Source organism: Taurinivorans muris (assembly GCF_025232395.1).
Taxonomy (GTDB): Bacteria; Desulfobacterota; Desulfovibrionia; order Desulfovibrionales; family Desulfovibrionaceae; genus Taurinivorans; species Taurinivorans muris.
Genome location: NZ_CP065938.1, coordinates 78,199 through 94,012, shown reverse-complemented (window position 1 = coordinate 94,012; position 15,814 = coordinate 78,199). Strand labels below are relative to the sequence as shown.

The window sequence follows — 15,814 nt, the reverse complement described above, 5'->3', positions numbered from 1 at the left end:
CATGCCCTTAAAAATTAAAGAAGTTCTTTAATAAAATCTTGCGCAAAAAGCTCTGCGCTTTTCGTATCACCCAACTTTTCCCGGATAAGAAGGCAGCCTTTCCGTATTTCTTCCCGCACGGATTTATGGTAATGCCATGTCTTGGCAATTTCCGCCAAGTTCAAGGCGTTCGCATCGTTCTGCAATAATTCGGGGAAAAGCTCTTTTCCCAAAATAAGATTGGGCAGGCTCACATATTTCACATGCACGAAAAATTTTCCGAGCATATAAGAAAACGGTTTCACTTTGTAAGCCACCATGGTCGGAACACCAAGAAGAGCTGTTTCCAGCACGGCTGTTCCGGACGCAGCAACAGCCATTTCACAGCTTGCAAGGAAAGCATGACGTTTTTCAGCAGGAATGAAATGCAGCGGCACAGAGCTTTTCCAAAAAGAACGCAAAAATTCCTCGCTGAATTGCGGTGCCTGAATAAGATAAAACGCAAAATCAGGATTGTTTCGCGCCATGTTTTCAGCCATTTCGGAAAAAACAGGAAGCAACGCGCTGATTTCCCTTTTCCGGCTTCCCGGCATAAGGGCTATTCGGGCGGAAACAGGCTCGATATGCCGGTATGCGTCCGCATTGACAACTTGCACCAACGGATTTCCGATATATTGGATTTCCACATTATTTTTCCGATAAAATTCAACTTCAAAGGGCAGAATGGAATATATTTTCTTCACATTGTCCTTTAAAAAACGCAGACGGTATTTTCTCCACGCCCAAACTTTCGGCGGAATGAAATAATACACGGAAATACCCAGTTTTTTCGCCATGCCGATTACGCGAAAATTAAAATCCGGCGCGTCAATGACAAGGAGGGCATCCGGCTTTTCCTGCAATAACGCCTGCTTAATCCGCTTTAATAAACCTAAAATCCTCGGCAATGCCTCAATAACTTCGGAAATGCCCATGACGGAAAGTTCATTTATATGAAAAAGGGTGCGAACCCCTTGATTTTTCAAGTTTTCTCCACCCATTCCGACAAATTCCAAATCTGCACGGTTTTCTTTAAGGGCTTTTACCAATTCCGCCCCTTGGATATCTCCCGAAAGTTCCCCGCAATTTATCCAAATTTTTCGCACTAGGCTGTTCCTTCCATAGTCGGCTGATACCGTTTCAAATATATTCCATTAATGACAGCGCCGATAAGTATGGCAAGGCAAAGCCTCACCCCCAGCAGTCCCCAAATTGAACCGCCTATCAAAGCGAGCAAAACGGTATCTTCAATAAGGGCATGGGCAAGACTCATCAAACTCATGGTTGTAAAGGCGTCACCATGCGAAATCCTGCCCTCTTTTATGGCTTGAATAATCACGCCGCTTCCATACAAAATGCCAAGCACAAGCCCGACAATGACGATATTGGTCGCCTGCTTTGAAATTCCGAGCACCCTGAGCAAAGGCGACAGAACAAAGCCTATGGCATCGGATATTCTCAACACATTGATAAGCCTGTTGAAAGCCATCACACAGCAGACAATGACGAAAATCTGCACCAAATTGTAGCATTCCCCCAAAACCCAGCCCATGAAAGTATTTGAAACCGTTTTAGCCTCAAAAAGAACGGCTGCGGGTTCCTGCCAAAAACCGAAAGCCGAACATGCATAATGCACTGAAAGCCCTGCAATCCAAGCGGAAGCAATACGCAAAACAACCTGCACCGTCATAGAAAGACCGCATTGCCCCGCTATCTTTGTTTCCAAAATAAGGCTATGAGCAATAAGGATGATAAGTCCTAAAATGGTCATCTGCTCCACAGTCACTGTGGGAACCATAAGCACGATGCTCGGAATCAGAGCTAAGGAGGAGTAAATATTGACAAGCATAGCAGCAGCCCAAACAAGCCCGAATTCAACCGGAAGCCCCATGGTTTCCATAACCGGTCCAAGAGGCAGGGCGACATATTCGATTAAATTCAATTCCGATAAGATCTTCACAAAAACAACAACGGAAATGATCATTGGAAACAAGCGCCTGCAAACCAAAACGCCGTCTTTGACGCTGTTATACAATCCTTGGCTTATCGTACCGATATTAAACATTTTCTTTCCTATCGTATTTTTAATGTTTCCATATTTTCAAAAATATATTCCTGTAAGGCCTGTGTCCACGGTCTTGGAACATACCCGTAAAGCTGCTGCAATTTTTGCGTTGAAAGCACGGAATACTTCGGACGAACAGCCTTTTGCACCCAGTCTTTCGTTTCAATGGGCTCCACAAATGTTGGCAAATTAAACAACTTCACAGCTTCGCTTGCCAAATCGCACCAACTCGCCTGTCCGCTGTTCACGGCATGAAAAAGACCGACACCATGATTTTTCATAATAAGAAAACTCATTTCAGCCAAGTCCCTCGTATAGGTCGGAGAACCGAATTGATCGGCGACAACGCGCAGCGCGTCCCGTTCCTGAGCGAACTTTAAAATCGTGCTTACAAAATTTTTGCGCCCCTCTCCGAAAAGCCACGCTGTACGCAAAACCGCACAGCTATCAAGCTTTGATAGCGCCTGCTCGCCTGCCAATTTGGTCGCTCCGTATACGGATAACGGTTCCGTGCTGTCTTTTTCCGTATAAGGAAGATTTCTTTGCCTGCCGCTGAAGACAAAATCCGTGCTGTAATGGATTAAATAAACAGGCAAATCTTTCAAAATGACCGCAAGCATTTCCGGCAGACGTTTATTGACTGTCACGGCATTTTGTTCATCGTCTTCCGCATTGTCGACAGCGGTATAGGCAACAGCATTAAAAATACAGTGCGGATTAACCTGCCGGATTTTTTCTTTTAAAAATTCAAAATCCGTCATATCGCCGTCTTCGCGTCCAAGCGTGGCGACGTCATAGCCTTGGGCTAGCCCGGTTTTGACAAGGGCTTGTCCAAGCATTCCTGTTTTTCCGCCCAAAACAAGAATCTTTTTTTCTTCCATACTCATAAAAAACCTATATCAACCGTTGCGATTATTTCTTTTCAGGGAAAAGATACGCATATTTCATTGCGACAGTATCCGTCTTTTCCACAATTTTAGCAGCTAAGTCATTGACATCGTCACCGGAAACAACACCGACTTCCATGGAAAGATAATGCCGCAAGGTTGCGTCGCTCAACGAAAAAAGCCACACAACGGAATAGGCGCTTCCGATTTGAGGGCGTGTTTCAAATTCCGGAGCAGATGAAATAAGCACTCTGAACTTGGGAACATCATTTCCTTCAAGATGAAATAAGTTACTGGAATTATACAGTTCTTTCAATCTTGTCGCAAGACGTGAACCAATACTGTCTATTCCCTCGAATTCAACCATGACAGGACTGAGCCGCTGGCTGATTTTTTGCGGGGTATTCGGCATGGATTCCGCCGCAAGAGCATAATTTTGCACGCCAACCAAAGAAAAACACAAGCAAAAGCCTGCAAGAATTTTTCCGACTTTCATAACAATACCTCATAGAAAGCTGCTAAAATCATAAATATTTAAAAATTATACCTGCTATCAAAAAAATTAGCAAGCTGTCTTTTTTCCCAAAATTTCTTATTCCAAGCCGTTTTCCAAAACAATACCCCTAAAAACGAAGAACTTTGCTTCGCTTTTTTGCCATGCGTTTTTGGAAAGCCCCGCTTTCAAAGCCAAAAACTCCAATGTCTGCGTTTTATCCCAGCCCTGTTCCGCCGGAACCTGCGGAAGAAAAACAGCCCGGCGTCCCAAACATTCAAAAAGAATACCATGGGTGCCAAGTTCAATATCTTCAATTTTTTCACAAGGTTCAAAAGGAGTCAGCACGGTTATTTCATAATCGATGAAAGGCAGTTCCTTCTTTTCAACAGGCAAAAACCGCGTATCGTGAAAAGCGGCGGAATATGCCATGCGCGCAACGGTTTCCCAAAGCGGATATATTCCCTCCATATGCCCTATGCAGCCGCGCAATTCTTTTTCACTCCCGTTTTTAATATGATATGTTACGAAAGCCCCGCATTTTTCTGCCAATTTCGGGTCAGGCACAGCAGAAAACGACAATTCTTCAAGTTTTTTGCCCGCCCCGACGCAAGAAGTCAAAACCAACCTGACAATATCCAATAAATAGTTTTTTTCCTGTTTTGAAAATTCCATACCATACCTGCCAAATGCCGTATACAAAAAAAAGGCGATTTCTCGCCCTTTCGCTATGCTATTTCAAGAGGAGGATAAATCAGCGCATTCATGCCGATATCCCCGCTTTTCACTTCCACGATTTTCGCCTGCTGCTTCCCTATTCCTTTAACATGCACGGTATGCCCGATAATTTCCAAGCGGTCCTCGGCGAGCCACTGCAAAGCCTGCACATAAACCTTATGCTCCAAGCAATGTATCCTGTTTTGCAGCGTTTGTTCGCTGTCATCCTGCAGACAGGGAGTAACCGCCTGAATGATAATGGGACCTGCGTCCATTTCTTCGCTGACGAAATGCACGGTGCAGCCGGAAAACTTCACCCCGTACCGCACAGCGTCCCTTGCCCCGTGAACCCCCGGAAATGAAGGTAATATCGCAGGATGGATATTGATGACACGCTCCGGAAAGCTTGCCAGAAAAAACGGCGTAACCATACGCATATATCCTGCCAAAACAACACAATCCGCCCCGTGCTCCTTGATAATTTCCACAACTTTTTCATCATATTCTTCACGGCTGGAAAAAAGCGTGTGGTCGACAGCACAATGGGGCAGCCCGAAATTTTCAGCCCGTTCAAGCACTTTTGCATCCGGTCTGTTTGAAAGCACAATACAGATTTCAGCGTCAAGCTTTTTCTGCCGAACCGCCTCGAAAATCACTTGTGCGTTCGTACCGCTGCCGGAAGCGAGAATAGCAATTTTCAAACTCATATTTTTTCCTATTTCGCAATTTTCAAAAGCGATTGGTAATAGGGTGACTGCATGTCCGTTTCCTTTGAAAAATAAACGGTAATGTCGGCAAGCAAAGCGGGAATGGTATAATCCTTAGGCTCTATATCCGCTTTAAAGCCAAATTCTTCCAAGGTTTTTGTCGTAATCGGACCAATGGAGGCAAAGCGCACCCTGCCTGCTTTTTTCAGCACGTCTTGAGGTATGCTTTCCATGAAATTCCGTACCGTGGAAGAAGAAGCGAACGTGATACAGTCGATACGGTCCTCTTCAAGCGCCTGCACAAGCTCTTCCTTACGGGCATGAGCTTTGACTGTTCTGTATACCGGAACGACAGTCACCTTGGCGCCGGCATTCGCCAATACTTCCGGCAAAACTTCACGGGATTCCAAAGCTCGGGGAATAAGGATTTCCTTATCTTGAACCGCAAATTTGCAAAGTCCCTCCGCCACGGATTCGGCAACAAAGGTTTCAGGAACAAAATCCGGAATTATTCCCAGTTTTTCCACTTCCTTCCGGGTAACCGGACCAATGGCGGCGATTTTAGCATGAGCCAGCGCGCGGCTATCCAAGCCCTTTTCACGCAAACGCCGTGCAAAATGCCGTACCCCGTTAACGGAGGTGAAAATAATCCATGAAAATTCCGCTATCCTGTCAAGAGCCGCATCCAAAAGCGAATAATCTTCCATTTTTTCAATGCTGATTGTCGGATATTGTATGACGTTCGCCCCTAAAGCCATGAGCATGGTGACCATTTCACTGGCTTGTTCCCGTGAACGGGTCACCACAACGCTTTTGCCGAACAAAGGACGTTTTTCATTCCAATTGAGCTTGTCACGCAAAGACACAACATTCCCGACAACAATGACGGAAGGGTTTTTAAATCCTTCACGCACGGCAGCGTCAGGCAAATCCGCCAACGTTGAATTTAACGATTTCTGCGTAGGCATGGTTCCCCAATGCACAAGGGCCGCGGGAGTTTGAGGGTCCATTCCCGCATGTATCAAATTTTTTGAAATATCAGGCAAATTTTTCATGCCCATTACAAAAACAAGGGTTGACGCACCCTTTGCAAGAGCTTCCCAGTTATGCACGGAATCCGGCTTTGCAGGGTCTTCATGCCCGGTTATAATGGTTACGGAAGAAGCGGCTGTCCTGTCTGTCAAGGGAATGCCCGCGTAAGCAGGACCGGCGATAGTGCTGCTTATTCCGGGGATCTCGCAAAACGGAACGCCGGCATCAAACAAAGCCCTTCCTTCTTCGCCTCCGCGTCCGAAAATATAAGGGTCCCCCCCTTTTAGACGGGCGACGATTTTACCTTCTTTGGCTTTTTCCACCAACAGCGCGTTGATGTCTTCCTGCTTCATGGCATGGTTGCCGGCTATTTTTCCAACATATATCTTTTCAGCGTCAGCGCGCACATTATCCAATAAAACATCACTTGCCAAATAATCATACACAACAACATCGGCACGGCTTAATGCATCCAAGCCCTTGCAGGTGATAAGCCCGGGGTCGCCCGGACCAGCACCGATCAGATATACAAACATGATGCCTCCGCTATAAATAATCAAAATTCATTAAACAGCAATTCTTATAACCGTAAATTCCCTTTTTCGCAACCAGATAATTTCCAAAAAAAATGTCAAACCTTTGACATTTGATATTTTTACAAATTATATCAATATAATACAATAAAGGCATGTTTCTTGCAATTATCCCGATAAAATTGATATGGAAGCGAGTTTTCTATGGCATACGATAGTTTAAGTTTATCACAACCCCTGCATGGCGGCGGATATAATGAATATTTGCTGAATAAAATGCAAAACAAAGACAATCCGCAGTCCGCAATTCAACAAGTGAAACAAAATTTTTCCCAACAGTCATTAATGGATACGGTTTCCGGTTTTGCTTCCGAACTTCGTTCCCAAAACCTTGTTAAAGCCGTAGCCGCTTTTCAAGAGGGCAATACCGGTCTTCCGCCCACGCTTACGGAACGCGGGGCAAAAATCGATACGAACGGAACAGTCACCCTGCAAGCCCCTCCTGAAACCAAGACGGAAGCAATACGGGGTATGGCGCTTGAACAGCATTCCGCCCTAGCTTTGGACAAAAAAACGGGCATATCCCTGCAAGGGCTGCGAGCCATGTCTTTGGACAGCAACTCCTTAGGAATTTTGTCACGCCTTGCGAAGCGTGCGGAAAATCAAACCAAAACGCCTCAACACACCGATACAGCCCAATCGAAAACGCTTTCCGACACATTTGCCGATGAACTTTCCGTAGGTAAACTGGCAATTAAATACGAATCAGCGGAAACAGGCAGCCAAAGTATCGGATACGACAGACACGGCGGAACTTCCTACGGAACATACCAGCTTTCTTCCAAAGCGGGAACATTTGACAATTTTTTGACGTTTCTGCAAAAAAACGAACCGGAATGGGCTGACACGCTGAAAAAAGCCGGCGCCGCGAATACCGGCGGCAAACAAGGCGCCGTGCCTGCCGCTTGGAAAAAAATATGTGCCGAAAACCCTGAACGCATGAAAGAATTGGAGCATGATTTCATTGTGGAAAGCCATTATGAACCCGTATTGGATTACGTGCGAAAAAAATGGAACAGCACCATTTCTCCCGCCCTCAAGGAAGTCATATTCAGCACTTCCGTACAACACGGAGTAGCCGGAGCAAAGCGGATTATCGATCAAGCCCTCTCGAGCATGCCTCAGGAAAAAACAAATCAGGCTGAACTTGAAGAGAAAAGCAACGAACTTTTTATGGCAGGATTTGAAACCGATACGAAAAATCCGCCTCAAACCCAAACCAAAACAGAACCGCAGGAACAACAGGCCTTATTCATCAAAAACATTTACGAAAACAGAAAAAATAAATTTTCGTCCTCAACCGTCGCCGTTCAGCAAGCCGCAAAAATCCGCTTCAAAAACGAACAGAACGACGCTCTCGCCATGTTGGGATAACAGATTGGAATAAAGGCATGAAAAAAGAATTTTCATAACAAAGAATATTGCTTATGAAATTTGACAAAAATCTAATAACGCCTATACTGGAATACTATAAAAACGATAGTATTCCAGTTTTATTTCATAAAAAAGCCAGTATTGAGGATTTGTCATGCCAGCAGAATGCGCCCCTCCCGAAAAAGTCTTTTGGGTTTATGTTTCTTTATGGATTGCAAACTTTTTTTCTCCCTTGCTGTACAGCGGGGTGACAACGATTTTGCCGTCTGTCGCTTCGGATTTCAATACCTCTGCCGCAACAATTTCCCTTATCGTCATGCTTTTCGCTTATTCCCAGGGATATTTCGGAGCCATAGGCGGACGGCTCAGCGACCTTTTCGGACTGCGAAGAATGCTGACCCTCGGCTTCATCATTTGCTTCATCACCCTTATCGGGCTTTTCTTTTCCCCCAACTTTTTCGTTTTAAGCATTTTCCGGTTATTCCAAGGCATCGGAACAGCTCTTCTCATCAGCACGAGCACCGCCATCGCCGTCAATATCACCCCTTTATATAAACGCGGTTCAATTTTAGGAATTATGACTTCAGCCTCCTACCTCGGCGCTTCCTTGGGTCCGATTATCGGCGGCGCTATCGCAACATTCCTCACTTGGCGGTATTTATTCCTTTTTCTGTTGATTCCCAATATCTTAGGACTTATTCTTTTTAGAAACGCATTGCGCCTTGAATGGTGCACCCTTGACGGAGAACAATTTGACACAAAAGGCGCTGTCATGCTCGGACTCGGCACCGGCGCCATTTCCTTGGGCGCAGGACTCATGAGCATTTATTTCAGCCTTATCTGGCTTGTTCCTTTCGGCTTCGTTCTGCTCGCCTTTTTTGTCTATATGCAAAAACACACCAAATATCCCATTATCAATATTGATCTTTTCACCAAAGCAAAATCTTTCACCTTGGGACTTATCGCCATGATGGTCAATTTCGGCGCAACCACCGCCTTTATCTACTATTCGACCATGTATTTCCAGCAAGTCAGAAACTTCACTCCGTTGATGACCGGGTTTTTCCTGCTTTTCAAAAGTGCCGCCCAATTCGGCATCGCTCCTTTTTCCGGGCGCCTGGCGGATAAAATACACCCTGAATATATTGTTATCGCGGGGCTTATTCTCTGCACGGCAAGTTTGGTCGGCACCGCCTATCTAGACCAGCATTCCAGCATTTATTACATTTACGCCACACTTTTCATTTCCGGCATCGGCATTGCTATTTTCCATTCGCCCTGCACGGTTTCTTCCCTGCGCGACATTCCGTCAAAAGACATGTCCGTTGCTTCAAGCCTCACCGCCACGGCAAGAAGCATGGGTATTTTAGGCAGCCAAATCATTGTTTCCTTGGCTATTTCCCATTACCTCGGCAAGCAAACCGTAAACCCCGAAACCATTCCCGCCTTTTTGCAGTCAATGAAATTTTCCTTTTTATTCATGTCAGGCGTCAATATCATCTGTATCTTTTTTTACTGCAAACTTGCCTATAAAATTTATAAAAACGACCGCATGGATATTCCAAGTTAAGATTATGTATTGACAGTTTACCGCACAACGCATAAACTTTACGCATTACAAAATGAAGAGAGTTCCCATGAAGTTAGCAAATAGATTATCAAGGGTGAAACCCTCCGCAACCTTGGCGGTCAATGCGAAAGCATTGGAATTGAAGAACAGGGGCGTCGATGTCATTTCCCTTGCCGTGGGCGAACCTGATTTTCCCACCCCGCCCCATATCGCAGAAGCGGCTAAAAAAGCCATTGATGAACATTTCACCCGTTACACCGCCGTTGCGGGTATTCCGGAAATTCGTGCCGGTATTTGCGGATATTACCAAAAAGTCCATGGCGTTTCCGCAAAAAACGAGAATGTCATCATAGGAAACGGCGGCAAACAATGCCTTTACAACCTTCTGCTTTGCCTTTTGAATGAAGGCGACGACGTGCTTATTCCTGTTCCGTACTGGACAAGTTATCCCGATATGGCAGCCCTTGTTGGAGCCAACCCTGTTTTTGTCCCTTCCAGCGCGGAAAACGGTTACAGAATTTCTCTCGGCGCTCTGGACGCCAGCCTTACCCCCAAGACAAAACTCCTTCTTTTAAACAGCCCGAGCAATCCCTCAGGCGTAAGCTATTCGCAAAAAGAACTGGATACCATCATCCGCTGGGCGATGGAAAAAGATATATTCATCATCGCCGACGAAGTTTACGAGCAGCTTGTGTATGATGAAAAATATCAATCGAGCGCAAGCAAACTTTGGGAGCAATATCCGGATAAGATTGCAATTCTCAACGCGTTTTCCAAAAGCTTCGCCATGACCGGCTGGCGTCTCGGTTTTGCTCTCGCCCATAAGGAACTGATAACGGAAATGACAAAACTGCAGGGACAAATTACATCCAGCATTTGTTCTATTTCACAAAAAGCAGGCGTTACAGCCCTGACTTCTTCTTATGACTGCATACTCCCCATGAGAGAAGCTTTCAAACGCCGCCGCGACTTCGCCTATGCGGAAATCAGTTCATGGAAAAATATCCTCTGTCCGAAACCGGAAGGTGCTTTCTATCTTTTTCCCGATGTGAGCGAACTTTTTTGTGAAAAATATAAAAATGCCCAAGAACTTTGCTCCTATCTTTTGGACGAAGCCAAAGTCGCCGTCATGCCCGGTGACGCGTTCGGTTTACCGAACTGCATAAGAATTTCCTATGCCGTTTCCGACGAAACATTGAAAAAAGCATTAACTTCAATAAAAAAATCCCTTTATGACTGATATGAAATTTTATAATTCCGAAAAATTCGCCTATCCTTGCGAAGACCCTCTTGCCATCCACGCCATCACGGAATGCATCGAAAAATTGCAGGAAGAAAAACTGCCCTTTGTCACCCTTGATTTCATTCCGCAGCTTTTGGCGGAACTGGAAAACCTGACAGAGTATTTCGCCCGTTTTGACCATTTGCTCTTGCTCGGCATCGGCGGTTCAGCCCTTGGTCCCCATGCGCTGCAGCAAGCTTTCAGCCCTCAGGACAAATATGTTTTAACCCCTGACGCGCAAATGAAAAAACATTTATGGGTCATTGACAATGTAAACGCCGGCCATTTGGCTGACTGCCTGAAAAATCTGCCTTTGGAAAAAACCCTCGTCCTGACTGTCAGCAAATCAGGTTCAACCCTTGAAACCATTTCCCAGTATTTTATCTGCAAGCAATATTTTCAAAAAATGCTTCCTGCGACATGGCAAAATAATTTCTTTATCATCACCGATGAGGAAAAGGGATTTTTACGCCGGGAAACAACGGATAACAATTATAAATCATTGCCTGTCCCCGCATTGCTCGGCGGCAGATTCAGCATTTTCTGCGCTGTCGGCTTGGTTCCCGCCCTTTTTTTGGGCATAGATTACAAACGCTTCATCCAAGGAGCGATGGAAGCGAAAAACGAATTTTTTGCGGAATGCGCCTCCTATCAAGAAAATTGCCAAAACCCTTTGCCCAGACTTTTCGAGCTTGCGAATTTCGCATACAGCACCATGGCGAACGGTTATAGCGAACTCATCTTTTTTAATTACATACCGAAATGGAGCAGCCTGAATAATTGGTTCAGGCAGCTTTGGTCTGAAAGTTTAGGGAAAAACGGACAAGGTTCAACTCCTGTCACGGCTCTCGGAACTGTCGACCAACACTCTATCTTACAGCTTTTTCTGGACAGCAAACCCAATAAAGCCGTACTCTTTTTAACCGCTTCCGCAATGGAAAAAAATGCTCTTTGCACCATTTCAAAAAATCTTCCCGAAGAATGGAAATGGCTTGCGGAAAAAAATATTTCCGAAATTCTTGATGCGGAAGCGAACGGAACGAAACAGTCCATGATTAATCATCATATTCCCCTGTGCAGTATGGTTTTTCCGAAAACCGACGAGCAAGCCTTTGGAAAAATCATGTGGGAACTTTGCATGACAACCATTTTGACCGCCCATTTTTTAGGAATAAATCCTTACGACCAACCTGCCGTTGAAGAAAGCAAAAAAATTGCCAAAGCAACACTTTCGCAAAACTCAAACTGATATACACCGATATACAAGGACACCGCAATGCACACACTGCCTAAAGGATTTTCACTTGCTGTCGCCAATGCCGATTTCAGAGAAAAAAATTTGCCGAGAAAAGATTTATCCTTGGTTTTATGCGAACAAAAAACAGTAGCCGCAGGCTGCTTCACAACCAACCTTTTTAAAGCCGCCCCTGTTTTATGTTCCCAAAAGAATTTGGCGGAAAGCGAAGAAATACGGGCAATCGTGATCAATTCCGGACAAGCCAACGCCTGCACCGGTGAAAAAGGCATGCAAACATGCCTCAAAAGCCAAGCAATCATTGAAGAACTCTTCGATTTGCCAAAAGGTTCCGTGCTCACAGGTTCGACGGGTATTATCGGCGCCCATATCAACCTCGAAAAATGGGAAGAAGCAAGCTATGAACTGAAAACGAATCTTGGGGAAGCAACCCTTGAAGATTATGCCAAAAGCATTATGACGACAGACGCTTTCCCTAAAATTTCCTATAAGAAAATTGAAAAAAACGGCAAAGAGGTTATTTTTGCGGGCGTAGCCAAAGGCGCAGGCATGATTTGCCCCAATATGGCGACAATGCTCAGCGTTCTTATTTCCGATGTGCAGGTCGATAAGGAAACTTGGACGGAAACTATTAAAAACGCTGTGCGGCAGGGTTTCAATACAGTCAGTGTCGACGGGGACACCTCGACCAATGACAGTCTTTTCGCCCTGTCCAGCGGACTGTCCCGCGTCAGTTTGGAAAAAGAGGAATTGCAAGCCATTGTTACGGAAATAATTCAGGAATTGGCGTATCTGCTTGTGAAAGACGGCGAGGGAGCAAGCAAGGTTATGCATATTGACGTCACAGGCGCAAAAACAGACGCCGACGCAGAAAAAATCGCCCGCACTGTCGGACATTCGCAGCTGGTAAAAACAGCCGTATACGGCAAAGACCCGAATTGGGGACGTATTGTGGCGGCAGCCGGACGTGCGGGAGTGCCATTCAATCCTGACAAACTCAGCTTGACCCTCTGCGGAATTGAAATTTTTAAAGACGGACAACCTGTCGATATGGATATCGACGCTGCTTTCCGTCCTCTTTTTGACCAGAAAGACATCGATATTCAGATACATCTCGCAGAAGGAAACGGAAAAGCCCGTTTGAAAGCCTCCGATCTTACTCATGACTATGTTTCCCTTAACGCTGATTACCGCTCATAACAAGGAAAATACATGCTTTTTGCCGTATTGACCGTGGAATATACCTTGCACGGCAATGATAATCTCAAAGCGAAACGCCGTGTAGCCAACAGCCTTAAAACAAAGGTGAGAAATACTTTTAATGTCGCCGTTGCGGAAGCCGGAACGGAAAATTCCTTAACAAAACTCCGTCTGCAGGTTATCTCTCTGAGCAATGAAGAAAGGCATTTACGCTCACGCATGGACAAGTGTCTTGCCATGATGGAAGCCGTTTGTCCTGAAGAAATGACGTGGAGCGATATTGAAATGATTGATTATTAAATAATGGCATACTATATTGCCGCAAATCCGCCCATGCAAAAAAAGATATTTCGGCAGGAAAAAATTGTCTTGCCGCAATGCCGTAATTTTTTTTGCAAAATTGGCCGAAAAGATATTGCATTTATGGTGCAGAAACATGTTTTTTAAAACAAATAAATTCAATAAATAATCGAGGGAAACAATGAAATTATCGCTCCGAACAAAAATTTTGATGCCTTCCGTCTTAATCTTTGTGCTGGCTTTCGGTTTCTCCGGCTGGAACTCCTATCACAGCTCAGAAAAAGCCCTTCGCGAAGCCGTAATGGCGAACCTTGAAGCGAGCCTGCACGCCGTAAGCACAGGACTGAAAGATTTCAAAGAGAAAATTTTAGAGGATTTGCGAAGCAACACCACCGTAACCCCCATGCGCATGCTTTATTCCGAAGACAAACATGAAGCGGGCGTGGAAAGCGTATATATTTCTTTCATAAACCGTCCGCTCATAAAAGACGGAGTGTTGCTCTACATCGATGCCACCGATGAGAAAGGCACCGTGATTTCAAGCACGGACAAAAGCCGCATCGGCTTGTCAATAGCAGACTCCCCCGTATTCAAAGAAGCCATGCAGGAAAAAGAATACATAGGTGAAGCCGTTCCGGGTCCGGATACAAATGCGCTTGTTCCTTTTGCCGTGCCGGTCGTCCTGAATGGAAAAATCCGCGGCGTGCTGATGGCTATGGTGAATTTCGCCAAACTGGCTGACAAATACGTTGCACCGGTCCGCATAGGTAAATTGGGGTACGCCTTTGTCGCGACGGGAGTGGGTGAAATCATGTATCACCCCGACGGAGCGGAAATCATGGTCCCTGTAGCCCCCACATCATTGACTCCGAAAATGGTCAAATGGCGCAACGGCATATATGAATACAACTGGAGCGGACAGGATTGGATAGCCCTTTATGAAACGGACGAACAATCCAACTGGACCGTCATCGTCAAAGCGCAAGGGGGCGAAGTGTTCAAATCCATTCATGACATCGCCCTGAGCACCATTATCCTCACGCTTGTTTCAACCCTGCTCTTTACCCTCATCCTCTTCGCCATTGTGCGTTATCTCATTTCCGCGCTGCAGCGGAGCGTAACCTTTGCGGAAGCTGTCGCGGCAGGCGACCTTGACCGTTCTTTGGACATCGAGACCAAAGACGAAGTGGGAATGCTGGCTGCCGCCCTGCGCCACATGGTGAACAATTTGCGTGAAATGATTGAAACAAGCAGGCGCAGCGAACAGGACGCCCGTGAACAAAGCGGCAAGGCGGCCAAAGCGATACAAGAAGCGGAAGAAAGCCGCCAACAAGCTGAAATTTCAAGAAAACAGGGGCTGCAGGAAGCTTCAAACCAATTGACTTCTTTGGTGCAAAATTTGGCAGGCTATATTGAAACACTTCGCGGGCGTCTTGAACAAGCGGCGACCGGCGCCGAAGGGCAATACCAAAGCTCACGCGAAAATGTCCAAGACATGATGATGCTGAATGAAAGTGCGCAGACAGTCGCAAAAAGCGCAAACTCGGCGGCGGCGAGTTCGACTCATGCCAAAGAAATGGCGCTGAACGGTCAGCGTGTCGTTTCCGGTGTTGCCGAAGCCATTTCCGAAGTGAATGAAAGCACGGAAGCCCTGAAACAAAGCCTCGACAATTTGGGAAAAAAAGCCGAAGGAATCGGCGTCATTTTAAATGTCATCACCGATATTGCAGACCAAACAAACCTTTTGGCATTGAACGCCGCCATTGAAGCCGCCCGCGCAGGTGACGCCGGACGGGGATTTGCCGTTGTCGCGGATGAAGTGCGCAAACTTGCGGAAAAAACCATGCAGGCTACGCGGGAAGTCGATGAAGTGACAAAAGCCATCCAAGCCGGAACGAGGGACAATATCCGCATAATGGATAACACCGCAAACATTATTGCACGAACAACGGAGCTTGCCGCCCAAGCGGGAGATTCGCTCGTTGAAATTGTTAAAACCGTTGAGAAAAATGCCGCTCAGGTCGAACATATCACCGATGCCAGCCATTCCCAGTCAAAAATAAGCATAGAAGTCACCGACGGAATCAAATCCGTTGGCGATATTGCAGAAGAAACATCAATGCTTATGACCGAAGCAAGCAAAGACCTGCAAAATGTTCTTGCCATTTCCGATGAACTGAACCTTAAAATTGAAACACTTGGAAAATAACATACCCAATCGATATGAAGAAACGCCGGAACATACTTTCCGGCGTTTCGCCGTTTTGAAAAAACCTGTTCATGGTTTCCCGGTGAAAAATAACGCAAAACCAAGCTGCCCC

General features: G+C 45.7%; 14 protein-coding genes. 7 read left to right on the top strand and 7 right to left on the bottom strand.

All coding sequences use genetic code 11. From position 1 onward, the window contains the following. Nucleotides 1-14: 14 nt before the first annotated feature. From lpxB to cobA, 7 genes are all read right to left on the bottom strand, one after another. On the bottom strand, nt 15-1,124 hold the full coding sequence (gene lpxB, locus JBF11_RS00415; RefSeq protein WP_334315420.1) for a lipid-A-disaccharide synthase: 1,110 nt from the start codon (nt 1,122-1,124) through the stop codon (nt 15-17). Beyond that, nucleotides 1,124-2,083 (bottom strand): hypothetical protein, encoded by a 960-nt coding sequence (locus tag JBF11_RS00410; RefSeq protein WP_334315419.1) that lies wholly within the window; start codon nt 2,081-2,083, stop codon nt 1,124-1,126. Before JBF11_RS00410 ends, lpxB begins: the two co-directional genes overlap by 1 nt. Nucleotides 2,084-2,091: 8 nt before the next feature. Further along, nucleotides 2,092-2,964: a dTDP-4-dehydrorhamnose reductase gene (rfbD, locus tag JBF11_RS00405; protein WP_334315418.1), complete on the bottom strand. Its 873-nt coding sequence runs from the start codon at nt 2,962-2,964 to the stop codon at nt 2,092-2,094. Nucleotides 2,965-2,995: 31 nt separating this feature from the next. Next, on the bottom strand, nt 2,996-3,466 hold the full coding sequence (locus JBF11_RS00400) for a hypothetical protein (RefSeq protein WP_334315417.1): 471 nt from the start codon (nt 3,464-3,466) through the stop codon (nt 2,996-2,998). A gap of 96 nt (nt 3,467-3,562) precedes the next feature. Further along, complete coding sequence (amrA, locus tag JBF11_RS00395; protein ID WP_334315416.1) at nt 3,563-4,138, bottom strand: AmmeMemoRadiSam system protein A; 576 nt, start codon at nt 4,136-4,138, stop codon at nt 3,563-3,565. A gap of 53 nt (nt 4,139-4,191) precedes the next feature. Continuing rightward, a complete protein-coding gene (gene purN / locus JBF11_RS00390; protein WP_334315415.1) occupies nt 4,192-4,887 on the bottom strand; it encodes a phosphoribosylglycinamide formyltransferase in 696 nt (231 codons plus the stop codon). 8 nt (nt 4,888-4,895) lie between these two features. Then, complete coding sequence (gene cobA / locus JBF11_RS00385; RefSeq protein WP_334315414.1) at nt 4,896-6,455, bottom strand: uroporphyrinogen-III C-methyltransferase; 1,560 nt, start codon at nt 6,453-6,455, stop codon at nt 4,896-4,898. Between the two features lie 201 nt (nt 6,456-6,656). Between cobA and JBF11_RS00380 the strand changes: the two genes are divergently transcribed. The 7 genes from JBF11_RS00380 (at nt 6,657) to JBF11_RS00350 (ending at nt 15,702) form a co-directional block, all read left to right on the top strand. Continuing rightward, on the top strand, nt 6,657-7,886 hold the full coding sequence (locus JBF11_RS00380; protein WP_334315413.1) for a VgrG-related protein: 1,230 nt from the start codon (nt 6,657-6,659) through the stop codon (nt 7,884-7,886). A gap of 154 nt (nt 7,887-8,040) precedes the next feature. Next, nucleotides 8,041-9,456, top strand: coding sequence for an MFS transporter (locus tag JBF11_RS00375; protein ID WP_334315412.1), 1,416 nt, complete (start codon nt 8,041-8,043; stop codon nt 9,454-9,456). Between the two features lie 67 nt (nt 9,457-9,523). After that, nucleotides 9,524-10,696, top strand: coding sequence for a pyridoxal phosphate-dependent aminotransferase (locus tag JBF11_RS00370; RefSeq protein ID WP_334315411.1), 1,173 nt, complete (start codon nt 9,524-9,526; stop codon nt 10,694-10,696). 1 nt (nt 10,697) lies between these two features. Next, nucleotides 10,698-11,987 carry a glucose-6-phosphate isomerase gene (locus JBF11_RS00365; protein WP_334315410.1) on the top strand — a complete coding sequence of 430 codons (1,290 nt, stop codon included), beginning with the start codon at nt 10,698-10,700 and terminating at the stop codon, nt 11,985-11,987. Between the two features lie 27 nt (nt 11,988-12,014). Further along, nucleotides 12,015-13,193 (top strand): bifunctional glutamate N-acetyltransferase/amino-acid acetyltransferase ArgJ, encoded by a 1,179-nt coding sequence (gene argJ / locus JBF11_RS00360; protein WP_334315409.1) that lies wholly within the window; start codon nt 12,015-12,017, stop codon nt 13,191-13,193. Nucleotides 13,194-13,205: 12 nt separating this feature from the next. Beyond that, nucleotides 13,206-13,493, top strand: a complete 288-nt coding sequence (locus JBF11_RS00355; RefSeq protein ID WP_334315408.1) for a DUF503 domain-containing protein — start codon at nt 13,206-13,208, stop codon at nt 13,491-13,493. 181 nt (nt 13,494-13,674) lie between these two features. Then, nucleotides 13,675-15,702, top strand: a complete 2,028-nt coding sequence (locus JBF11_RS00350; protein WP_334315407.1) for a methyl-accepting chemotaxis protein — start codon at nt 13,675-13,677, stop codon at nt 15,700-15,702. The last annotated feature ends 112 nt before the right edge of the window (nt 15,703-15,814 follow it).